We start from the raw sequence: 20,918 nt of genomic DNA on the forward strand, positions 1-20,918 counted from the left end.
AAAACTTTGTTAGTTGCCGATAAAGGCCAGAGGTGCAGCATGTCGGGAACGGCGAAGACCGCTCCCGAAGCGGGGGGAGATCAGGCGTGGGGCGAGCGCTGTACGCGCGGCAGAGGCTGTGGCTCGGCGCCCTGGGTCAGCAGGCGCAATTGCGCGAGTTCCTGCTTGAGCTGATCGCGTTCATCTTTCAACTGCCGCAATTCATCGCGACGGATGGTGACGTAGAGGGTTTGTGGCGGCATTGCTGTGTGTACTGTGCCCATTGCTCACCTCGCAAATGGCGTGTCTCAACTGCAGATCAGCCCCGTTTCGGGCCTTGACCTGCTATCGGCGCCGATTTTGATTTCTTTTGCTCGTGAATGGAACTTTTTTATTTTTCATGGTCGTTGTGTCTTCGGCACGTTTCCAGACGTTATCAGTCTGGATCGGGCACAATGCACGGAAACTTCAACCCGACGCTCTGGACTAACCTCCATTAGTCGCGTTGGGCTATACCTTTGACACACTTTTATTTGTAGTAAGGAGCATCAGCACATGCAACTCGGGATTATTGGACTGGGCCGCATGGGCGGCAATATTGCGCGACGTCTGATGCTCAACGGTCACACCACCGTTGTTTACGACCGCAATACCGCCTTTGTCGATACCCTGGCCGCCGAGGGCTCTACCGGCGTCGCCGACCTGCCTGCACTGGTCGCAGGCCTGGCCAAACCGCGTGCGGTGTGGGTCATGCTGCCGGCCGGCGCACCGACTGAAGACACCATCGAAACCCTGAGCACGCTGCTCGAGGCGGGCGACACGATCATCGATGGCGGCAACACCAACTACAAGGACGACATCCGTCGGGCCAAGACCCTGGCCGAGAAGGGCCTGCACTACATCGATGTCGGCACCTCCGGCGGCGTCTGGGGCCTGGAGCGCGGCTACTGCATGATGATCGGCGGCGATGCCGAGACCGTTAAGCGTCTGGACCCGCTGTTCGCCGCGCTGGCGCCGGGCATGGGCGATATCCCGCGCACCAAGGACCGCAAGTCCGATGACCACCGTGCCGAGCACGGCTACATCCACGCCGGTCCCGCCGGTGCCGGTCACTTCGTGAAGATGATCCACAACGGGATCGAGTACGGGATGATGGCGGCTTTCGCCGAAGGCTTCGACATCCTCAAGACCAAGTCCAGCGAGCTCCTGCCGGAAGATCAGCGTTTCGACCTGAACGTGGCCGATATCGCCGAAGTCTGGCGTCGTGGCAGCGTGGTGTCGTCGTGGCTGCTCGACCTGACCGCCGATGCCCTGGCGGTCGACCCGAAACTCGACGGCTTCTCCGGCTCCGTGGCCGACAGCGGCGAAGGTCAATGGACCATCGAAGCGGCCATGGAACAAAAGGTGCCGGTACCGGTGCTGTCCAACTCGCTGTTCTCGCGCTACCGCTCCCGCGGCCAGGGCACTTTCGGCGACAAGATTCTTTCGGCCCAGCGCTTCGGCTTCGGCGGCCATGTGGAGACTCCGAAGAAATGACCCATACGATCCGCAGAAAATCCAAGGCAGAACCCGCGCCACCGACCACGCTGTTTCTGTTCGGCGCCCACGGTGATCTGGTCAAGCGCCTGCTTATGCCGGCGCTGTACAACCTGAGTCGCGACGGCCTGCTGGATGATGGCCTGCGGATCGTCGGCGTTGACCACAACGCCATCACCGATGAAGCCTTCGCGCAAAAGCTCGAAGACTTCATCCGCACCGAAGTGGCAGCGAAAGTCGGCAAGGGCGATCAGATGCTTGATCCGGCCTTGTGGGCGAAGCTCGCCAAAGGCATCAGCTACGTCCAGGGTGACTTCCTGGACGACAGCACTTATTCAGCCCTGGCGGCGAAAATCGCCGACAGCGGCACTGGCAATGCGGTGTTCTACCTGGCCACCGCGCCACGTTTCTTCAGCGAAGTGGTGCGCCGTCTCGGCAGCGCCGGATTGCTCGAAGAAACCGCGGAAGCCTTTAGAAGGGTGGTGATCGAAAAACCGTTCGGCTCCGACCTGCAAACCGCCGAGGCGTTGAACGCCTGCCTGCTCAAGGTCATGTCGGAAAAGCAGATCTACCGGATCGATCACTATCTGGGCAAGGAAACCGTGCAGAACATTCTGGTCAGCCGGTTCTCCAACAGCCTGTTCGAAGCGTTCTGGAACAACCACTACATCGACCACGTGCAGATCACCGCCGCCGAAACCGTCGGCGTCGAAACCCGTGGCAGTTTTTACGAGCACACTGGCGCCCTGCGGGACATGGTGCCCAATCACCTGTTCCAGTTGCTGGCCATGGTCGCGATGGAACCGCCAGCGGCGTTCGGCGCCGATGCGGTGCGGGGCGAGAAGGCCAAGGTCGTCGGTGCGATCCGGCCCTGGACCACCGAGGAAGCACGGGAAAACTCGGTGCGCGGTCAATACAGCGCCGGTGAAGTCGCCGGCAAACCGGTGTCCGGTTATCGCGATGAGAACAACGTCTCGCCCGACAGCACCACGGAAACCTACGTGGCGCTGAAAGTGATGATCGACAACTGGCGCTGGGTCGGCGTGCCGTTCTACCTGCGCACCGGCAAGCGTATGAGCGTGCGCGACACCGAGATCGTCATCTGCTTCAAACCGGCGCCGTATGCGCAGTTCCGCGATACCGAGGTCGACGAATTGCAGCCGACCTACCTGCGTATCCAGATCCAGCCCAACGAAGGCATGTGGTTCGACCTGCTGGCCAAGCGGCCGGGGCCGGCGCTGAACATGGCCAATATCGAGCTGGGTTTCGCCTACAAGGACTTCTTCGAAATGCAGCCGTCCACCGGCTACGAAACCCTGATCTATGACTGCCTGACCGGTGACCAGACGCTGTTCCAGCGCGCCGACAACATCGAGAACGGCTGGCGCGCGGTACAGCCGTTCCTTGATGCCTGGCAACAGGACGCCAGTGTACAAACCTATGCCGCTGGCGAAGACGGGCCGAAAGCCGCCGATGATCTGCTGACTCGCGATGGTCGCGTCTGGCATGGTCTCGGATGAGTGAGCCGATCCGTTTTCTGTTGAGCGACATGGACGGCACGCTGTTGTTGCCCGATCACAGCCTGAGTCAGCGCACTATCGACGCGGTTCGTTCGCTGCGCGAAGCGGGCGTGTTGTTCAGTCTCGCCACGGGACGGCCGCCCAAAGCGATGCTGCAACAAATCGAAGCCTTGGGCGTCGATCTGCCGACCGCTGCGTTCAATGGCGGCACGATCGTCAATCCGGATGGCAGCATTCTGGTCGCGCATTACCTGCCGGCCACGGCAGCGTTGACCGCACTGGCACTGTTCGCCGATCAGCCGGATGTCGAAATCTGGGTGTTCAGCGGTGGCGACTGGCTGCTCAAGGATCCGCACGGGCCGATGGTGCCGCGCGAGCAGCATGGGCTCGGTTATCCGCCGGTGGTGGTCGACAGCTTCGAGCCGTATCTGGAGCGCATCGACAAGATTGTGGCGACCAGCAACAACACTGAGCTGCTGATCGAACTGGAGGCGCGGTTGCTGCCGAAGGTCGAAGGCATGGCACAGGTGTCGCGCTCGCAACCGGTGTACCTGGACGTGACGGCGGTCGAGGCCAACAAGGGCTCGGCGCTGGTCACGCTGGCTGAACACCTCGGTGTGCCGCTGGCGCAAACGGCGGCGATTGGCGATGGCGGCAATGATCCGGCGATGTTCCATGTTGCCGGTCTCTCGATCGCCATGGGCCAGGCCGAGGACGCGGTGAAGCGTCAGGCCGACGTGGTGACCGGGCGCAACACCGAGGACGGTGTGGCGCAGGCCATCGAGCAGCACATATTGCCGCGCTGATTTATGTATAAAAAAACGGGAGCCCCAGGGCTCCCGTTGTTGTTTCTACAGCCAGTAGCTCACGGCGTACCAGCCGAGCAATCCCATCACCACGGTGTAAGGCAACGCCATCCACACCATCCGCCCGTACGACAACCGTACCAGCGGTGCAATCGCCGACGTCAGCAGAAACAGAAACGCCGCCTGACCATTGGGCGTCGCCACGCTCGGCAGATTGGTGCCGGTGTTGATCGCAATTGCCAGCGTCTCGAAGTGCTCGCGGCTCATGTGTCCGGACAGGAAAGCCTGTTTTACTTCAGTGATATAGATCGTGGCAACGAACACGTTGTCACTGATCGCCGACAGCAGGCCGTTAGCGATGAACAGCATCCCCGGTTGCTGGTCGGCCGGCAGTGCCAGCACCCACTGAATCAGCGGCGCGAACAGTTGCTGGTCGTGAATCACCGCGACCACGGCGAAGAACACCACCAGCAACGCGGTGAACGGCATCGCGTCCTTGAATGCGCTGCCCAGTCGGTGCTCGTCGGTGATCCCGGTGAACGCAGTGATCAACACAATCACCATCAGTCCGATCAAGCCGACTTCCGCGATATGGAACGCCAGCCCGGCGATCAGGATCAGCGCAGCGCAGCCTTGCACCAGCAGGGCGGCGCGTTGGCGCGGGGTGCGCTCCGCGTTGTCTTCGGCGGCGTAGTTGGCCAGCACGGCACGTACGTTGTCCGGCAGCAGCGTGCCGTAACCGAACCAGCGCAATTTCTCCAGCAGCAGGCAGGTCACCAGTCCCGCAACCAGAACCGGCAGCGACACCGGCGCGACCTTCAGGAAAAACTCGGCGAAGTGCCAGCCCATCTCGTGACCAATCAGCAGGTTTTGTGGCTCACCCACCAGGGTGCAGACGCCACCCAATGCAGTGCCGACAGCGCCGTGCATCAACAGGCTGCGCAGGAAGGCGCGAAACTGCTCCAAGTCCTCGTGATGCAGTTGAGGCAGATGCTGGTCATCGCTGAATTCGCTGTCCTGGCGTGGATCGTTGCCGGAGGCCACCCGGTGATAAACCGAATAGAAGCCCACGGCGGCGCTGATGATCACTGCGGTGACGGTCAGTGCGTCGAGAAACGCCGAAAGAAATGCCGACAGAAAGCAGAACATCAGGGCCAGCAGCGCCTTCGAACGCACGCCCAGCAACAGGCGCGAGAACAGGAACAGCAGCAGGTCTTTCATGAAGTAGATGCCGGCGACCATGAACATCAGCAGCAGAATCACCGGGAAATTGTGCTGCAGCTCTTCATACAGCGCCTGGGGCGTGGTCATTTTCAGCAGCAGCGCTTCGATCAGCAGCAAACCGCCGGGCATCAGGGGGTAGCACTTGAGCGCCATGGCCAGGGTGAAAATGAACTCAATCACCAGCAACCAGCCAGCGGCGACCGGACCGACGCTCCACAGCACCAGCGCGTTGAGCATCAGAAACCCGACGATGCACGCCTTGTACCAGCGGGGCGAATGCCCGAGAAAGTTGTGCGCGAACGCTTGGGCCATCGAACCGGACATCGGTTGCTCCTTGTATTAAGAAGCGCGCAAGTTGCCGTAAGCCATGGGCAAGATCAAGTGTAGGAAGGTTCGCATCAATGATTCAGATAACGCGCGACTACTGCGCGGTAGTTGCCATCCAGCGAATAACCGCCCACCAGAATCTCGCCCCCCGGCTGGATCGCCAGCGAAGTGGCGGTATCGAGGCTGCGCCCCAGCCGTGTGCGTAACCAGCCATTACCGGAACCGAAGCTTCGATCAAGGCTGCCGTTGGCCAGATAGCGGGCGACGATGAAGTCGGCTTCAACCCCGCCGATGGTCGCGCCGACCGCGAGGGTGCGACCGTCCGGCATCACCTGCGCTGCGCTCCACTGGCAGCCGCTGGGGCCGATTTCCAGAAGATGCGGCTGACCACCGTTGCAGTGCAGGTCTGGGCGGCCGTTGCCATGGACAGACAGCGCCATGCATCGAATCGGATCGCGGCTGCTGCCAAAACAATGCAAATGCTCCGCTGATTCGATGACTTGGTTGACCAGGGTGCTGTGCCCCTGGGCCTTGAAGGCCATGAAACCGTCCACCGCAAAACGTTCATCGAGCCGCCCGTCCGGCAGGTAGCGGGCGAGCAGGCCTTCCTGAGGGAAGTCGATGGAACCGGCCACTACGATGCGTCCATCGTCTTGCAACAGCAAGCCACCGAGCCAGGTATTGAGCAGCAAGTGACGGACCATGACGAACCCGCGACCGTTGAAGGACGGGTCGAGGCTGCCATCGGGTTTGAGGCGGATCAGCATGCCGACGTGGTCGGCCAGTTCGAAGTGATGGTTGGCGATCAGCAGGATATGCCCGTCCGGCTGCACCGCGAAATCGCAGGCTTCGGCGCCCGGAACGCCTGGCGGGAGCCAGGCATCGCGGGTGCCCATGGACAGGTCGCCGGGCAGACGGACAATCTGTCGACCGTTGTCACCGAAATCCCGGTCAGTTCGGCCCTGAACATCGAACATCGCCAGGGCGGGCAGGGTGCGATGTTCTGATTCGTAGTGCAGGCCCGCCAGCAGAATCCGCCCGTCGGGCAAGACTTGAACCTTGCCGCCGGTGGCTTCGAAACCGGCAGCGAACCGGCCTATCACGCTGCCTTGAAAGCCGAACCCCAGATCCGCCGAGCCGTCCTCAAGCAGACGGGCCAGACCGAAACAACTGCCTTGAGCAGTGCCCACCTTGGCGGCGACCAAGATCCTGCCCTGCGCGTCGAGCGCCACGCTCTGGATCAGGCTGGACGTACTGCCGGCGAAATAGACCTGCGCAACACCGTTGCTCGAAAAGGTCTTGTCGAGTTGTCCGGCGTTATTCGCAAGCGTCGGCAGCGCTATGGCGATCTGGGATGACATGCATGCTTCTCCTTGCAAGTCGACCGATTTCCGGGAGGCGAAACGGGTAACTGCATGAGCGGAACATTCAATCCCTGAATACGCGCAAGTACAACTGACATAACTAACAGGTGGAGGGTCGCACTGTGCCAGAACAGTGTCTTTTTGAACCAGTCGCAAGCCTGCCAAGCATTCAGGCGCGAAAGTATTGAGGAAAGTTGTACAAAAAGACTGAAGTTGGAAAAAGATTCGCAACTAACAGAAGAGGGCGGATGACTTGAGCGTCATCCGCATTACCCGCAAATATCAGTGTGGCATCGACCAGGATTGCAACGCGTAGCCTTCTTCGCTCAGTTCGGCGCGGGCTTGTTGCAACAGGTGTTCAAGTTGCGCCGGATCGGAGTAGGCGCTGCTTGGGATCTGGGTGCGACCGATGTGGGAGTTGGTGCGGTCGATAACGGTCAGGCTCAGTTCGCCATTGCCGTCTTGTGGGGCCCAGGCGACGCATTGAAAAGGTTCAAATGCGCGGTTGGCAATCAAAAGAGCTTCGTTGATACGGAGCGGGGCGGTCATGGGGTCTTCTCTCTATAGTGCCCAATCAAGTGATGTGCCGTCGGTTGGGCTTACCGTTCGGCGAGTTACTTGTACTGATGCACGCAACCCGCTGACAGGTCACACAGAATCTGAAGAAATTTCGACTTTCTTTCATACACTCAATATTCAGACAGATTTGAAAGCCTGGCGAAAGAATCAAGTCGATAGCTAACTAATAAAGCGCGTTCTTATAACTGCTTCACTTGCACGCCTATAAGCAATCGATACAAGACGCCGTCAAATTCTTGCTAATGTAACAGTCAGGTTTGCCAAATGACTGTTTTTACGATCATTTCCTAAAATTTGGCGCCAAGGAACAGTCATGAGCGAAGCGCCTGCATTAAGACGTTTATTGGTCGTCGACCCGTGCGACGACTGTCACCGATTGTTGCCGGGTTTACGTGCCGTGGGTTGGGACGTCGACAGTTGCAGCCTGGAAAATGCCGCCGACCGAAGCTGCGATGTCGGCCTGTTGCGATTACAGCCTTTTCACCTGGAACGTCCCGAAGCCGTCAAAGAGCTGATCAGCCGCAGTGGCACCGAGTGGATCGCCGTGCTGAATCAGGAAGTGCTGCGCTTGCAGAACGTCGGCGATTTCGTTTGCGAGTGGTTTTTCGATTTCCATACCTTGCCGTTCGACGTGTCGCGGGTGCAGGTCACCCTCGGAAGGGCGTTCGGCATGGCGCGGTTGCGCGGTCAGGGCACAATTCACGTCGATCAGCCGGAACATGAACTGCTGGGCGACAGCAAACCGATCCGCGAGCTGCGCAAGTTGCTGAGTAAACTGGCCCCCACCGAGTCGCCGGTTTTGATCCGCGGCGAAAGCGGTACCGGCAAGGAACTGGTCGCCCGCACCCTGCACCGGCAGTCGCAACGCCACAGCAAACCGTTTGTGGCGATCAACTGCGGTGCGATTCCCGAGCATTTGATCCAGTCCGAATTGTTCGGCCATGAGAAAGGTGCGTTTACCGGCGCTCATCAACGCAAGGTCGGGCGTATCGAAGCAGCCAATGGCGGCACTTTGTTTCTCGATGAAATCGGTGATCTGCCGTTGGAGCTGCAAGCCAATCTGTTGCGTTTTCTCCAGGAAAAACACATTGAACGGGTCGGCGGCAGTCAACCGATTCCGGTGGATGTGCGGGTATTGGCGGCGACTCACGTCGATCTTGAGGCCGCGATCGCGAAAAAGCGCTTCCGCGAGGACTTGTACTACCGTCTTAACGTCCTGCAGGTGGTAACCGCGCCGTTACGCGAGCGCCACGGCGATCTGTCGATGCTGGCCAACCACTTTTCCCATTTCTACAGCCATGAAACCGGCCGTCGTCCGCGCAGCTTCAGTGAAGACGCGCTGATCGCCATGGGCAAACACGACTGGCCGGGCAATGTCCGCGAACTGGCCAACCGGGTGCGTCGAGGCCTGGTGCTGGCCGAAGGGCGGCAAATCGAAGCGCGTGACCTGGGGCTGATCAGCCAGCAGTCGATCGCGGCACCGATGGGCACCCTGGAAGACTACAAGACCCGCGCCGAACGCCAGGCGTTGTGCGATGTGTTGAACCGGCACAGCGACAATCTCAGCGTTGCCGCCAAAGTGCTGGGGGTTTCCCGACCGACTTTCTATCGTTTGCTGCACAAGCACCAGATCCGCTAGGGCGCGGCGCTTTCTGAGTCCAGGAAGCTGAAAAGGCCCGCTGCGATGCAAGTCGCAGCGGGCCTTTTCATGCTGTTGCGGTTTAGAAGTAATACGGGAATTTCAGGCTGAAGGAGAAGTCCGGGGCATCGTCCGTCATGCCGATGGACAGGTTGGGCACAATGGTCAGGTTGTCGGTGGCCGCGATGGTCATGCCGACGTTGAAGTAACCGGCGTTGGCGTCGCTGGACACCACCGATTCCCAATCCCCGCCATCCTGTTTCAGCTTGCTCTTGCGTTGTACCAGGTCAGACACTGAGAACGACATACTCATCTTCTCGTTCAGTGCGAAGGCAACGCCCGCACCAATCTGGAAGCTGTCGCCGATGCGAACCTTGCCCGGGTTTTTCTGGTTGACGGTCGAACTGATGTCGTCGAACGACTCCTCGAAGTTATGGGTGTAGGACAAACTGCCGAACAACACGGCAGGGTCAAACGTCTTGACCAGCGAGATGCCCGGGGTGATCGACCATACGCCGTTGCCGGTAGGCAAGGTGTCAGGCACGAACAGGTTCGAGTTGGCATCGGTCTGGCGCAGCTTGATCCCGAACGGGTCCTTGCCGGTTGGCGCCTTGACCCGCAAGGAAACCACGGCATCCGGAGTGTTGACCGACTCGTCCAGGAACTTATACGCAATGCCGAAGTTGACGTCGCCGAGAGTCGGGTCGCGGCTGACGTCCTGTTCGGTGGTGACGTTGGATGCACCGCCGTTGCCGCCGCCGGACTGATAGGTCGATTCGCGATACACGACCGGCACGTTCAGGTCGAATTGCCAGCGGTTGTCGAAGTTATAGCGGCCCGTCAGGTCCAGCGTCCAGGTATCGGCCTTGATCCGGTCGAGGTTGATGTTGCCCAGAAAAATCGAGTCCAGGGCGAGGAAACCGTTGAGGATCAGTTGGCGGGTGTCGTAGCGCGAATAGGTCACGCCGGTTTCAAAGCTGAACTTGCCGCCGCCAAAGAAGCCGCTGGCTTCGTCATACAGGTTGGACACGCTCTGTGCCGGTTGCGAATCGTCGGCCAGCGACTGGCCATAGGATGCACCGCTGCCCCCGGCGGCGCCCCCCGACGCTGCTGCAGCCCCGGTCCCTGCAGCCACCCGGTTGCCTTTCATGTCCGAAGGCGATTTGGCCAGGCGTTTTGGGGGTGGTGAGGCGGGCTGTTCTTCAACCTGGCGGACCCGTTGTTCGAGCACCGCCAGGGCTTTCTGTTGTACTTCGTATCGTTGCTTCAGCTCCAGAAGTTCCTGTTTCAGGGCTTCTACGTCGGCGTCGGGTGCTGCTTGCAGCATCGCCGCGGGTAGAAGAGTACTCAAACATACAGCAGCACGCAGTGATACTGATCGATACATGAATAAGCCGTCCCTTTAAGCCCAATGATCGAGACTCAGCGTAGTTCAATATCCGATATTGCGTAGCGCCCCGAGTTGAGTCAGGTTGCAGTCCAGTGCGCCGGCACTTCTGCCGTTATTGTTCAGGACAACGTTGAGTTGTGTCAGGTTGTTGACTACGTTTGCGTTACCGAGCAAGCGGGTGTTTTGCAGCAGTCCGCCCTGGGCGACCTGTTGCAAGGCGGTACCCTGATTGCCGGAGGCCTGAATGGCCATTTGTACACCGCCGCCTGTGGCCGAAACCGCGACGCTGCCGGCGCCGTTGCTGCCGGTAATGGTCTGGCCGGCCATCAAGGCCTGGCCCTGTGCGGGCATCAGTGCGGGTGCCTGACTGGCTTCTTTGACGTTGATCGCAACGTTGTTGTAGGCGGCGTTGCCATCGCCAGCGGCGCGCACACTCTGCGTTACGCCCTGGCTGGAGTTGAGTCCCGCTCCACCAATGACCGCGCCAGTGCCCAGTTCCGGGGTACTGCCGTTGCCGTGTTCCTTGATGGTCGAGACGTAGAATTCAGGTTTTACCGAAGCGGCCTGCAATTGCATCGAGGCCGATGCCCCGATCAGATCTCCACTGGCATTGCGCCAGGTACTGCTCATGACGACACCGAAGCTGATGATCCGGCCCGGCATGACATAGCGACCGCGTAGCTCGGCGAGCTCCTGGTCCTTGATTTCGATGGGTTTGAATCCTGCATTGGCATAGCCTGACGCGCTCGCTGCCAGGCAGGCGGCGGCCAGCCAGTATGAGGTTTTCATCTGCTGCTCCCGGGACATCCAGCCCCACTCTTGTAATCGGCGATTAAAAGAAGTCGCTCTGTATGAACCCGAAGTCCATCAATTCAGCATCTTTGACCGGGTTGAATCCATCCAGCTTGTTTTTGGCCGTCAGCGGTGTCGGAGGACTGCGTAATGCATTGGTCTTGTCGTATCCGGGGCCGACGATGGCAAAGACAATGCCGTTCCAACCTTTGACAAAGTCATCATGGGAGTAGCGTTTGTGTCCTAAAACCGGGTCTCCGATGTAAACCCAATCCTTGTCCGCCCGCTGCATCACCACGAAATGCTTGTAGCCGCGAATTTCCATCAGTACCACCACCGGGATCGTGACTGCGTCGAGTTTTTCTCGGGGAATCTTGTAGCCCCTGGCGCGCATGCCGATGCTTTCTATGTAGCGCTTCATGTCCAGCATGGAGAAACCTTGAGTACGGACAAGGTCCTGGTCAGCGTTGACCAGCATGCCTTTGATGATGTGCTCTTCATCGACGTCGAGCCAATAGGCCTGGCGCAATACCGTCGCCAGTGCGGCGGCGCCGCAGCTGAAGTCGGTTTTCTGTTCGACGATGTCGGCAAACTTGCGCTCACGGATGCTTTGCACGTTCTTGTAGACAAGCGTGCCGCCCGGCAAGGCAGCAACGGGCATCTGGGCAGCCTGGGTCAGGCCACAGAAGCAAAGCAGAGCGAGAAGGGCAGTCTTACGCATGATCGATACGCCTTTGCGGACTGAGGAAAAGCCCCGTTTCCGGGGCTTTCGTTTCGATCGCGATTACATGCAGGCTTTGCAACCTGCGGCGATGGACAGCGAGTTGCTTTGTTGGTTGCCAACACCAGCGGCGTTGTTGTAACCAGCGTTACCCGAGAAGTTGTTACCAACATTGGAGATGGAAGCGTTGTTGGTCACAGGGTTTTTCCAGCCATCAGGGGTCATCACTTGTTGAGTGGTCACACCTGCCAGGCCGAATACGCCCACTGCTTCGAATTTGGCTTTTTGATCTTTGTCGCCACCATGGCCTCTGTCGTTATTGCCATATCCGCCATGACCGTGATCGTCGTCTTCGATTTTTGCAGTGCCCTTCGCGTAGAACGCGCCAGCCCCGGCGAAAGTACCGGTGAGGGTATCTTTTTTGTAGGTTTGAGTGCCGTTGTTGGCCACAGTCAGGCCAGTGGAGCTTTGGTTCGCAGCAGCAGCAGCGTTAGCTACACGACCACCCGATACAGCAATTGCCAGGTTGTTTTTCTGTTGGTTGAAGTTGCCGGCACTGTTGTTCACGCCAATGTTGCCGGAACCGCCGTTACCCACGTTGTTGAGGTTGGCGTTGTTGGTGGTGGAGTAGTTTGCAACAGCGTTGTTGTTGTTGACCTGAGTTGCGCTGGAAACAGATACCGCAGAGCCGAAGATGAAGCTTTCGTCGGCAGTGGCCAGAGCGGCGGCGTTGTCTTGCTGGTTGCCATCGCCGGCGGTGTTGTTCATGCCAACGTTGCCGTTGGTGCCATTGGCAGAGTTGTTGACGTTGGCATCATTTTTGGTGCCTTGGTTGCCAACCAGGTTGCCATCGCTGTTTTGAGTGTCGAGCACTGCAGCGCCGGCGCCAGCGCCGATTTGCAGCAGTTGTTCCAGGGTTGGGCCTTTTGGTTCATGGTTGCCATGCCCGTTACCATGACCGTGATTATCATCACGACCGCCTGCCTGTGCTGCGATTGCCATCACTGCTGCGAGTGCGAAAACCAGTGGTTTGAGGGCCATTGTAGGTTTCATGGTGTTTCTCCGTCGTGCTTATTAGTTGGTTAAGTGTTGGTACTTTCTAATTGCACTGCTTCTTGTTTGGGTCAGTCAGCGACCCGGATGCTCAGGGTGTTAGCCATTCGGTTCCCCACCCCGGCACTCTGGTTCACCTGGATTACCCCGCGACTGCCGGTGAAGGCCTGATCACTCGTCGTGACCTGGCGACTGCCGGGGGTGCCAGTTGCTCCTGAGCTCGGTAACAACGCCACGTTCTGTTGGGAAAGGGCGCTATCGTCAACGCTCTGCGGGGCAGCACTGATGCTGACGCGCGTCACGTTGGCCATCTGGTTGTTGGCCCCGGCACCCTGGTTCACGCCCAGGATCCCGTTGCCGTTAGTGAAAGAGTTGCCGCCGATGTTGGCGCTGGCATTGCCCGTACGGTCGGCGGGCGTATTGATGTGCTGAATGACACTGGTGGTCGCGCTGGCACTGGTGCCGATGGCGATCGCTTTGGTGTTGGTTTGTTGCATCTGGTCGCCGGCCGCCTGGTTGACGTTGTAGTTGCCGCGGTACTGGATGCCGGTTTCCTGAATGTTCGCGTTGTTCACGGAACTCGGGTCAGCCATTGCGCTGGTGCAGCCGAGGAGGGCGAGCAGGAGCAGAGAGTGGTTCATTTATTGGCCTCCAGCCATGCGAGTCAGAGGGGCAAGACCGGAGCTCATGGCACGGTTGACGGTATTGGAGATCGAGCCACCGGCACCGCCGCCGTGACCGCCTCCCATACCAGGCAAGCCATTCGGATTGGTCACAGTGTTCATGCCGGGGATGTTCGAAGTCGGGGTGGTGATACTTCCGCGAATCGAGGATCCGCTGGCTACACTGGCAAATTCACCGTCATTGAGTTCGGTGCTGGTCATCGCTTGATCGATGCGGCCCGAAGGATTGGCATTGACGGTGGTGGGGTACGGGTCTTTGCCGCCGCTTCGGCCGATCGGGATCGGCTGGACATCACGATTGAGTACGATCACGCCATTGCCTTCGGCCTGAACGTTGAAACTGAGGAAAGTGCTGGCAGCTGATCCGATCAGCAGAAGGCAGGTGAAGGCTTTATTGATATTCCCCACGACGGCAATTCCTTCTTCAGTGGGCTGAGCCTGTTCAGCGTTGTGAAGGAGAGAGCGAAAGCTGTGCCGCTTTTGAAATATCTTTAAATTTCAATGCGTTGGGTTTGACGAGTGCAGGCCTGATACAAAAGCTGTTTCATCGTTGAAACAAGTCATTGTCTTCGCAACCCCTTAATGCCATTGCAAAGCTCTGGAACAAGGGTTTGCGCGCAGGTGTTTCAGTTGCGTAACAAGTCGCATGACAAAGGGATGAAGGGCGCTGAGACGGGCACTTTGCACCCGCAGGAGTGTTTCAGGAACGGACACTTTTGCCCCAATACAGGGGGCTACGGCGGGGCAAACGCCCCGAAAACCCGGTCAGTCCGCGAGCAGGGCGCGCACCGCGTCGAAGGCTTGCTGATGGCGTTCGAGCCAGTTGCCCTGAATGATCTGCAAGGGTTGGTGATGGGTTTCCAGCCAGGTCCGGGTGGCCTGATAGAACGCGAGCCGTTCACTGAAATCGGGCTGGCAGCGCTGACCATCGTCCGTCCACTCGATCTGTTCGGGGGAGAGCAGCAGGTGCAGGTCGTAATGCCGCGCCAGCAACTCGGTTTCCAGCCAGGGCGGGCAGTCGCCGAACAGCGTCTGGCTCCACAGGATATTGCTCAGCAGATGCGTATCGAGAATCAGCAGCCGCGGCTGCTGCGCACGTGCCGCGTCTTCCCATTGCAACTGGCCGCGAGCGATCTCGGGAATATCGGCCAAGCAGGTATCCCGAGGGTACTGCTCGATAAACCAGCGCACGTATTCATCCACCCGCAAGCCGCCGAACTGCTGTTGAATCCCGGCCGCCAGCCAGCTCTTGCCCGTGGACTCGGGGCCGGTCAGGACAATCACTTTCATCGTTGCAACGCCGGGTCGGCACGCCATTCGCGCCAGCCTTGCACCGCGATCAGGGTGAACAGGGCATACAGCGCCGCTGTGAGGTACAGCCCTTTATAGAGGAACAGACCGACGAAGATCACATCCAGCACGAACCACAACGCCCAGCATTGCAGACGTTTGTGGGCCATCCAGAACTGCGCAACCAGACTGAAACCGGTCAGCGCGGCGTCGAGCCAAGGTTGTGCAGCGTCGGTCCAATGGGCCATCGCAGCGCCCAGCAGTAGACTGCCGACAGTGCCGATGGCCAGTCCCTGCACAATCGAGCGACTGTTGAGCCGGCTGACTTCGCGCCCGTCATGCATCGTCCCGGCCCGCGTCCATTGCCACCAGCCATAGATTTGCAGCCCGGCATAAACCACCTGAAGCAGCATGTCCGAATACAGCTTCACCTCGAAGAACACCCAGGTGTAGAGCGACACCATGACCAGCCCGATCGGCCAGCACCACGGATTCTGTTTGACCGTGAGCCACACGGCGATCACGCCGAGGGCGGCGGCAAACAGTTCTAGCCCGGACATGCAGGATCCTTGGGGGAGTTGGGAAGGGAGCGGATTGTACCGAAAAACAGGTGGGAAACGAGTTCCCACCTGTTGCAGGGATCAGACGCGGAACTGGCGCAGGAGCCCGTTCAGTTGTTCGCTGAGCTGGCCGAGTTTCACACTCGCCACGCTCGACTGCTCGGCCGCCAGTGCCGTGCTGTGAGACAACCCCGCCGCCTGGGTAACGTTCTGGTTGATGTCCTCGACCACATGCGCCTGTTGCAGCGTTGCGCTGGCAATCGAGGCGTTCAGGCCATTGAGGTTGCGCAGGGCCTGGCCGATGGCATTCAGACTCGCACTGGCCAGGCCGGCCTGTTCGATGGTCAGTTGCGAAGCCTTGCTGCTGTCGCCGATCACCTTCACGGCGGCTTCGGAGTGGTTTTGCAGGCGTTCGATCATCGTCTGGATTTCCGCCGTGGACTTCTGCGTGCGCTGCGCCAGCAAACGCACTTCGTCGGCCACCACTGCAAACCCGCGACCCTGTTCGCCGGCCCGAGCCGCTTCAATCGCGGCGTTGAGGGCCAGCAGGTTGGTCTGCTCGGCGATCGAGCGGATCACCTCCAGCACGCTGCCGATCTGTGTGCTTTCAGTCGCCAGCGTGCGGATGACTTCCACCGCTTGATCGATGGTGCCGGAGAGCTTGTCGATCTGTTGCAGGCTGCCGTCGATGTTGATCTGGCCCTGCTGGGCCTGGGCTTCGGCGTCACGCATTTCGCTGGCGGCGTGTTCGGCGTTCTTCGCCACGTCCTGTACGCCGTAGGTCACTTCGTTGACGGCAGTGGCAACCAGCTCCATCTGCTGCGACTGCTGCTGGCTGCGTTGCTGGGCCTGCGCAGCATCGTTGCCCAGCTCGCTGGACGATTGGCCCAATGCACTGGCGGACAGCTGCAATTCACCGATCACCCGACGCAGCTTGGCGGTAAAGGCGTTGAAGTGATGCGCCAACTGAGTGACTTCGTCCTGGCCGTGGGTGTCGAGGCTGCGGGTCAGATCGCTTTCGCCGCTGGCGATGTTGGCCATGGCGTTCACGGTTTCCTGCAACGGACGAACGATGCTGCGGGCAATCAGAATCACTAGCAGCGCCATGATCACCGCGATGACCAGACCTACCACCGACGCCTTGATCACCTGGCCCTGGAACTCGGCCTGCACGTCGTCGACGTACACGCCCGAACCAATGACCCAGCCCCATGGCTCGAACAATTTCACGTAAGAGGTCTTGGCCACCGGTTCGCTGGCGCCGGGCTTGGGCCAGCGATAGTTGACCATGCCGGCGCCCTTGGCCTTGGCGATGGCGACCATTTCGTTGAACACCGCAAAGCCGTCCGGGTCGCGGATCGCCGAGAGGTTCTGGCCTTCGAGCTTGGGATTGGTCGGGTGCATGACCATCACGGGCGTGAGGTCGTTGATCCAGAAATAGTCATTCTGGTCATAGCGCAGGCCACGGATCGCGGTCAGCGCCTGTTTCTGTGCCACATCGCGGGTCAGGGTTCCTGCGGCTTCGAGGCCTTGGTAGTAAGTCAGCAAACCGCTGGCGGTCTGCACCACATGCTGGGTTTTCTGGGCCTTGGCGTGGTAGAGGTCATCATGGATCTGCTTGAGCATCAACACGCCCAACGTCAACAGCATGACCACGGCCACAATCAAGATGAGCCACAAGCGTCGGCTGATCGACACACTGCGCAAGCTGTTCATAACGCTGTCACTCCGGATTCTTTTTCTTGTAATAAACCACCGCCAGCATCCAACCACGTTTCGGTGACCGGGCATACGCGACCCAAGTCGTAGAACGCGGCAGCGCTATTACGGCTTGTCTGTTAGGATTTCGGCCCCGCGCGTGAAAACCTGAATCGAAATTGATTTTTCACGGAATTTTGACTGTTTCGTGTGGATCCTGTGCGCGCGGAATCGGTACAGCTTTAACCAGCTACGCTGAACGCAGTGAACGTAAAAAATACTATCGGGGCATGCCTCTGTGCATCGCTCTCTGGGGGATTGATGGATCTTTGGACGGCCTTGCAGGCACTGATTCTAGGAGTTGTAGAGGGGCTGACGGAGTTTTTGCCCATTTCCAGTACCGGACACCAGATCATTGTTGCCGACTTGCTCGATTTCGGAGGCGAGCGGGCCATGGCGTTCAACATCATCATCCAGCTCGGCGCGATTCTCGCGGTGGTCTGGGAATTCCGCCGCAAGATCCTCGACGTGGTCATTGGCCTGCCGACCCAGCCGAGTGCGCGACGTTTCACCGCCAACCTGCTGATCGCCTTCCTGCCCGCCGTGGTGCTTGGCGTGATCTTCGCCGACCTGATTCACCATTACCTGTTCAACCCGATCACTGTGGCCGCCGCGCTGGTGGTGGGCGGCATCGTGATGTTGTGGGCCGAGCAGCGTCAGCATGAAGTGCACGCCGAAACGGTCGATGACATTCGCTGGACGGATGCGCTGAAGATCGGCTTCGCCCAATGCCTGGCGATGATCCCCGGTACTTCGCGCTCCGGCTCGACCATCATCGGCGGCCTGTTGTTCGGCCTGTCGCGCAAGACCGCAACCGAGTTCTCATTCTTCCTGGCGATGCCGACCATGGTCGGTGCGGCGGTGTATTCGGGCTACAAGTATCGCGACCTGTTCGTACCGGCAGACTTCCCGGTGTTTGCCATCGGTTTCGTCACGGCGTTCATCTTCGCGATGATCGCGGTGCGCGGCCTGCTCAAGTTCATCGGCAGCCACAGCTATGCGGCGTTTGCCTGGTACCGGATCGTTTTCGGTCTGGTGATTCTGGCGACCTGGCAGTTCGGCTGGGTCGACTGGACGGCCGCTCAGCCATGAGTGACTCCCGCGCACGTCGCCCGGATCGTGGTCGTTCCGGTGGCAATATCCAGCACTTGAAATTGAAGCTGGCGGTGCTGCTGATCGTCTGCGCGTTGCCGTTGTCCGGCTCGTTTTCGATGTGGCTGCGCGGGATTTCCCTGGTACCGCTGACGGCTTACGGGCTGGTCAGCGTGCTGGCGTTTTTCCTGTACTGGGCGGACAAGCGCAAGGCGCGGGCCGACGCCTGGCGCACACCGGAAAACATCCTGCACGCGGTGGAACTGGCGGGAGGCTGGCCGGGTGCGTTGATCGCCCAGCAGGTCTTCCGGCACAAGACGCGCAAGGTGTCGTTTCAGGTGCTCTTCTGGATGATCGTGGCGTTGCACCAGGTGTTCTGGATCGATCAGTTGTTCCTTGGTTCGAACCTGCTGGCGCTGTTCTAGAGCAACAGCCCGACCTGCACGCGCTTGGGCAGCTTGCTCACCACCAGTTGATGGGAACGCTGCAGCAAGCCTTGCAATTCCTCGGCGCCCAGCGGGTAGGGCGGGTGCATGATGACCCACTGCGCACGGGCCAGATACGGCGCCGGGTGAATGCCCGGCCGGTCGCAATGACCGAGAAACAGATCCTTGTCGACCTTGAACGCCAGCGAATCACCACGCAATCCCTGCAAGGCGAACATCTTGTTGCCGGCAATCGAAAACACCCGCACGCCACCCCATTTGTAGTCTTCCCGGGCGCCGGGCAAGGCCAGGCAGAAGTCCGCGACATCCTGCTCGCTCATCTTTCCTTGTTTCATAGCAGCCGTTCTCCACAGGCATTGAACGATTCGACCAGATGATCGATCCACGCGCGCACCGCCGGCATTACCCCGCGCCGATGCGGATACACCGCTTGCAGCCAGCCACCGGGCAGTGACCAGTCCGGCAACAATTGCACCAGCGTGCCGTTGTTCAGTTCCGTTTCGCAATACATCATCGGCAACAGAGTGAAACCCTGGCCGGCCAGCACACACGCCTTGCGCACGATGAAATCGTCGATCCCCAGCCGGGCTTCCAGTGCCAGATCACAACTCTTGCCGTGCTGATCGAGCAGGCGCACATGCACCATGCGATCGGCTTCCAGAGCGCCCAGCACCGGCAGGTTTTTCAAGTCCTGCGGATGATTGATTTCCAGACCCTGGACAAAGGAAGGGCTCGCCACCACCACCATTTGCGCCTGACGCAAGCGGCGAGTCACCAGCATCGGTTCTTCATCGCCGTGTTCGCGCACGCGCAGGGCCACGTCGATGCCTTCGGTAATCAGGTCGACCCGGCGATTGATTAAGGTGACCTCCAGTTGCACCTGAGGGTACTTGCCAAGGAAATTGCTGATCACCACCGGCAACATTTCATGGGCCAGCCCGGTTGGGCTCGACACTCGCAAGCGTCCGCGAGGCTCGCTGGACATGCTGGCCACTGTTTCATCAGCCATCTCCGCTTCCAGCAGCATTGCCTGACAGTGGCGCAGGTAACGCTCACCGACTGCCGTCAGCTTCAGTTGGCGAGTGGTGCGTTGCAGCAAACGTGCGCCGAGGCGCTCTTCCAGCTCGGCGATGCGCCGCGAAAGGCGTGACTTGGGTATGCCGAGCAAGCGGCCGGCTGCGGCGAATCCGCCGGCCTCCACCACTTTGGCGAAATAGTAGAGATCGTTGAGGTCTTGCATGGAGAAATCCGACTGTTCTATCAGTGGGACAAACTATCGCATTGTTGCCGTCTAATCAGCTATTGGTTTCGTCGGTAGGATTGTCTCCATTCCGTCGCCACCGGCGATTCATTCCAGGAGATTCCACATGAAACTGCTGCACATCGATTCGAGCATTCTGGGCGACAACTCCGCTTCCCGTCAGCTGAGCAGTCAAGTCACTAAAGCCTGGCAAGCCGCCGAGCCAAGCGCTGTCGTGACCTACCGCGATCTGGCTGCTGATGCCATCAGCCACTTCTCGTCGACCACCCTGGTGGCCGCCGGCACCACCGCTGAACTGCGCAACGCCGCACAACAGCACGAAGCCGAACTGAGCGCCACCACCCTGGCCGAATTCATCGCCGCCGACGCCATCGTCGTTGCTGCGCCGATGTACAACTTCACCGTACCGACCCAGCTCAAAGCCTGGATCGACCGCATCGCCGTCGCCGGCCAGACCTTCCGTTACACCGAAGCCGGCCCTGAAGGCCTGTGCGGTGGCAAGAAAGTGGTGATCGTGTCCACCGCTGGCGGCATCCACGCCGGTCAGGCTTCGGGCGTGGCGCACGAAGACTACCTGAAACTGGTCTTCGGCTTCCTCGGCATCACCGACATCGAAGTCGTGCGTGCCGAAGGTCTGGCCTACGGCGAAGAAGTGCGCAACAACGCCATGAGCGCCGCTCAGACGAAGATCAGCGAGCAACTGTTCGCCGCCGCGTAAGGCTTGCGTAAAGAACAGCTCCTGTTCAGGCAAACCCAAAAAAACTCTGTATTCTGGTTCCGCAAGGGCCAGATACGGAGTTTTTTGTTTCTGACTGTTACATAATCTGGCCCGGGTTATGCAGTCCGATGATCAACGTCTGAGTGCAACGTCGCGCCGGATCAGCGAACCTCGGAATCT

At 59.5% G+C, this 20,918-nt stretch carries 22 protein-coding genes; 7 read left to right on the plus strand and 15 right to left on the minus strand.

The window, feature by feature from the left end:
* Positions 1-80 precede the first annotated feature (80 nt).
* Entirely contained in the window at positions 81-263 is a 183-nt protein-coding gene (locus ACODTD_RS01850) for a DUF6026 family protein (RefSeq protein WP_007957508.1), read from the minus strand.
* Positions 264-534: 271 nt separating this feature from the next.
* On the opposite strand from ACODTD_RS01850, the gene gnd reads away from it, so the two are divergent.
* From gnd to ACODTD_RS01865, 3 genes are read left to right on the plus strand one after another with little or no spacing between them, the layout of a single operon-like run.
* Positions 535-1,515 carry a phosphogluconate dehydrogenase (NAD(+)-dependent, decarboxylating) gene (gene gnd / locus ACODTD_RS01855; protein WP_221614707.1) on the plus strand — a complete coding sequence of 327 codons (981 nt, stop codon included), beginning with the start codon at positions 535-537 and terminating at the stop codon, positions 1,513-1,515.
* On the plus strand, positions 1,512-3,035 hold the full coding sequence (gene zwf, locus ACODTD_RS01860) for a glucose-6-phosphate dehydrogenase (protein WP_011334002.1): 1,524 nt from the start codon (positions 1,512-1,514) through the stop codon (positions 3,033-3,035). The genes gnd and zwf overlap by 4 nt, the downstream gene beginning before the upstream one ends.
* Positions 3,032-3,841 carry a Cof-type HAD-IIB family hydrolase gene (locus ACODTD_RS01865; RefSeq protein WP_011334003.1) on the plus strand — a complete coding sequence of 270 codons (810 nt, stop codon included), beginning with the start codon at positions 3,032-3,034 and terminating at the stop codon, positions 3,839-3,841. The genes zwf and ACODTD_RS01865 overlap by 4 nt, the downstream gene beginning before the upstream one ends.
* Before the next feature lie 45 nt (positions 3,842-3,886).
* On the opposite strand, the gene nhaB is transcribed toward ACODTD_RS01865, so the two are convergent.
* The 3 genes from nhaB to ACODTD_RS01880 all read right to left on the minus strand — a co-directional run bounded on the left by nhaB (position 3,887) and on the right by ACODTD_RS01880 (position 7,305).
* A complete protein-coding gene (gene nhaB / locus ACODTD_RS01870) occupies positions 3,887-5,389 on the minus strand; it encodes a sodium/proton antiporter NhaB (protein WP_011334004.1) in 1,503 nt (500 codons plus the stop codon).
* Positions 5,390-5,463: 74 nt separating this feature from the next.
* A complete protein-coding gene (locus tag ACODTD_RS01875) occupies positions 5,464-6,753 on the minus strand; it encodes a hypothetical protein (RefSeq protein ID WP_489104371.1) in 1,290 nt (429 codons plus the stop codon).
* Positions 6,754-7,038: 285 nt separating this feature from the next.
* Entirely contained in the window at positions 7,039-7,305 is a 267-nt protein-coding gene (locus ACODTD_RS01880) for a hypothetical protein (protein WP_011334006.1), read from the minus strand.
* A 343-nt stretch (positions 7,306-7,648) separates the two neighbouring features.
* Between ACODTD_RS01880 and ACODTD_RS01885 the strand changes: the two genes are divergently transcribed.
* Positions 7,649-8,974, plus strand: a complete 1,326-nt coding sequence (locus ACODTD_RS01885) for a sigma-54 dependent transcriptional regulator (protein WP_201818350.1) — start codon at positions 7,649-7,651, stop codon at positions 8,972-8,974.
* 82 nt (positions 8,975-9,056) lie between these two features.
* On the opposite strand, the gene fapF is transcribed toward ACODTD_RS01885, so the two are convergent.
* From fapF to ACODTD_RS01930, 9 genes are all read right to left on the minus strand, one after another.
* Positions 9,057-10,361 carry a fibril amyloid transporter FapF gene (gene fapF / locus ACODTD_RS01890; protein ID WP_011334008.1) on the minus strand — a complete coding sequence of 435 codons (1,305 nt, stop codon included), beginning with the start codon at positions 10,359-10,361 and terminating at the stop codon, positions 9,057-9,059.
* A gap of 45 nt (positions 10,362-10,406) precedes the next feature.
* Positions 10,407-11,153, minus strand: coding sequence for a fibril amyloid subunit FapE (fapE, locus tag ACODTD_RS01895; protein ID WP_285355643.1), 747 nt, complete (start codon positions 11,151-11,153; stop codon positions 10,407-10,409).
* A gap of 43 nt (positions 11,154-11,196) precedes the next feature.
* Positions 11,197-11,877: a C39 family peptidase gene (locus tag ACODTD_RS01900; RefSeq protein WP_108561817.1), complete on the minus strand. Its 681-nt coding sequence runs from the start codon at positions 11,875-11,877 to the stop codon at positions 11,197-11,199.
* A 63-nt stretch (positions 11,878-11,940) separates the two neighbouring features.
* The gene (locus ACODTD_RS01905; protein WP_011334011.1) at positions 11,941-12,930 is read right to left on the minus strand and encodes a hypothetical protein; all 990 of its coding nucleotides are present in this window, start codon (positions 12,928-12,930) and stop codon (positions 11,941-11,943) included.
* A gap of 71 nt (positions 12,931-13,001) precedes the next feature.
* The gene (gene fapB / locus ACODTD_RS01910) at positions 13,002-13,571 is read right to left on the minus strand and encodes a fibril amyloid subunit FapB (RefSeq protein WP_011334012.1); all 570 of its coding nucleotides are present in this window, start codon (positions 13,569-13,571) and stop codon (positions 13,002-13,004) included.
* Positions 13,572-14,021 (minus strand): hypothetical protein, encoded by a 450-nt coding sequence (gene fapA, locus ACODTD_RS01915; protein ID WP_011334013.1) that lies wholly within the window; start codon positions 14,019-14,021, stop codon positions 13,572-13,574. It lies immediately after the preceding gene.
* 357 nt (positions 14,022-14,378) lie between these two features.
* Positions 14,379-14,903 (minus strand): AAA family ATPase, encoded by a 525-nt coding sequence (locus ACODTD_RS01920; protein ID WP_011334014.1) that lies wholly within the window; start codon positions 14,901-14,903, stop codon positions 14,379-14,381.
* Positions 14,900-15,463, minus strand: coding sequence for a nicotinamide riboside transporter PnuC (gene pnuC, locus ACODTD_RS01925; protein WP_201818353.1), 564 nt, complete (start codon positions 15,461-15,463; stop codon positions 14,900-14,902). Before pnuC ends, ACODTD_RS01920 begins: the two co-directional genes overlap by 4 nt.
* Positions 15,464-15,544: 81 nt before the next feature.
* A complete protein-coding gene (locus ACODTD_RS01930; protein WP_489104372.1) occupies positions 15,545-17,179 on the minus strand; it encodes a methyl-accepting chemotaxis protein in 1,635 nt (544 codons plus the stop codon).
* Positions 17,180-17,482: 303 nt separating this feature from the next.
* Between ACODTD_RS01930 and ACODTD_RS01935 the strand changes: the two genes are divergently transcribed.
* Positions 17,483-18,313: an undecaprenyl-diphosphate phosphatase gene (locus tag ACODTD_RS01935; RefSeq protein WP_440779746.1), complete on the plus strand. Its 831-nt coding sequence runs from the start codon at positions 17,483-17,485 to the stop codon at positions 18,311-18,313.
* Positions 18,310-18,738, plus strand: coding sequence for a DUF1294 domain-containing protein (locus ACODTD_RS01940; RefSeq protein WP_011334018.1), 429 nt, complete (start codon positions 18,310-18,312; stop codon positions 18,736-18,738). The genes ACODTD_RS01935 and ACODTD_RS01940 overlap by 4 nt, the downstream gene beginning before the upstream one ends.
* On the opposite strand, the gene ACODTD_RS01945 is transcribed toward ACODTD_RS01940, so the two are convergent.
* The gene (locus ACODTD_RS01945) at positions 18,735-19,094 is read right to left on the minus strand and encodes an MmcQ/YjbR family DNA-binding protein (RefSeq protein ID WP_489104373.1); all 360 of its coding nucleotides are present in this window, start codon (positions 19,092-19,094) and stop codon (positions 18,735-18,737) included. The two genes, ACODTD_RS01940 and ACODTD_RS01945, sit on opposite strands and share 4 nt — an antisense overlap.
* Positions 19,091-19,999 (minus strand): LysR substrate-binding domain-containing protein, encoded by a 909-nt coding sequence (locus ACODTD_RS01950; protein ID WP_011334020.1) that lies wholly within the window; start codon positions 19,997-19,999, stop codon positions 19,091-19,093. The genes ACODTD_RS01945 and ACODTD_RS01950 overlap by 4 nt, the downstream gene beginning before the upstream one ends.
* A 127-nt stretch (positions 20,000-20,126) precedes the next feature.
* Between ACODTD_RS01950 and ACODTD_RS01955 the strand changes: the two genes are divergently transcribed.
* Positions 20,127-20,738: an FMN-dependent NADH-azoreductase gene (locus ACODTD_RS01955; protein ID WP_221614699.1), complete on the plus strand. Its 612-nt coding sequence runs from the start codon at positions 20,127-20,129 to the stop codon at positions 20,736-20,738.
* Positions 20,739-20,918: the final 180 nt, after the last annotated feature.

This window comes from Pseudomonas sp. FG35 (genome assembly GCF_057809295.1).

Coding starts and splice junctions, on each gene's coding strand:
- ACODTD_RS01850 (WP_007957508.1), bottom strand. CDS start 263: ATGGGCACAGTACACACAGCAATGCCGCCACAAACCCTCTACGTCACC.
- gnd (WP_221614707.1), top strand. CDS start 535: ATGCAACTCGGGATTATTGGACTGGGCCGCATGGGCGGCAATATTGCG.
- zwf (WP_011334002.1), top strand. CDS start 1,512: ATGACCCATACGATCCGCAGAAAATCCAAGGCAGAACCCGCGCCACCG.
- ACODTD_RS01865 (WP_011334003.1), top strand. CDS start 3,032: ATGAGTGAGCCGATCCGTTTTCTGTTGAGCGACATGGACGGCACGCTG.
- nhaB (WP_011334004.1), bottom strand. CDS start 5,389: ATGTCCGGTTCGATGGCCCAAGCGTTCGCGCACAACTTTCTCGGGCAT.
- ACODTD_RS01875 (WP_489104371.1), bottom strand. CDS start 6,753: ATGTCATCCCAGATCGCCATAGCGCTGCCGACGCTTGCGAATAACGCC.
- ACODTD_RS01880 (WP_011334006.1), bottom strand. CDS start 7,305: ATGACCGCCCCGCTCCGTATCAACGAAGCTCTTTTGATTGCCAACCGC.
- ACODTD_RS01885 (WP_201818350.1), top strand. CDS start 7,649: ATGAGCGAAGCGCCTGCATTAAGACGTTTATTGGTCGTCGACCCGTGC.
- fapF (WP_011334008.1), bottom strand. CDS start 10,361: ATGTATCGATCAGTATCACTGCGTGCTGCTGTATGTTTGAGTACTCTT.
- fapE (WP_285355643.1), bottom strand. CDS start 11,153: ATGAAAACCTCATACTGGCTGGCCGCCGCCTGCCTGGCAGCGAGCGCG.
- ACODTD_RS01900 (WP_108561817.1), bottom strand. CDS start 11,877: ATGCGTAAGACTGCCCTTCTCGCTCTGCTTTGCTTCTGTGGCCTGACC.
- ACODTD_RS01905 (WP_011334011.1), bottom strand. CDS start 12,930: ATGAAACCTACAATGGCCCTCAAACCACTGGTTTTCGCACTCGCAGCA.
- fapB (WP_011334012.1), bottom strand. CDS start 13,571: ATGAACCACTCTCTGCTCCTGCTCGCCCTCCTCGGCTGCACCAGCGCA.
- ACODTD_RS01920 (WP_011334014.1), bottom strand. CDS start 14,903: ATGAAAGTGATTGTCCTGACCGGCCCCGAGTCCACGGGCAAGAGCTGG.
- pnuC (WP_201818353.1), bottom strand. CDS start 15,463: ATGTCCGGGCTAGAACTGTTTGCCGCCGCCCTCGGCGTGATCGCCGTG.
- ACODTD_RS01930 (WP_489104372.1), bottom strand. CDS start 17,179: ATGAACAGCTTGCGCAGTGTGTCGATCAGCCGACGCTTGTGGCTCATC.
- ACODTD_RS01935 (WP_440779746.1), top strand. CDS start 17,483: ATGGATCTTTGGACGGCCTTGCAGGCACTGATTCTAGGAGTTGTAGAG.
- ACODTD_RS01940 (WP_011334018.1), top strand. CDS start 18,310: ATGAGTGACTCCCGCGCACGTCGCCCGGATCGTGGTCGTTCCGGTGGC.
- ACODTD_RS01945 (WP_489104373.1), bottom strand. CDS start 19,094: ATGAAACAAGGAAAGATGAGCGAGCAGGATGTCGCGGACTTCTGCCTG.
- ACODTD_RS01950 (WP_011334020.1), bottom strand. CDS start 19,999: ATGCAAGACCTCAACGATCTCTACTATTTCGCCAAAGTGGTGGAGGCC.
- ACODTD_RS01955 (WP_221614699.1), top strand. CDS start 20,127: ATGAAACTGCTGCACATCGATTCGAGCATTCTGGGCGACAACTCCGCT.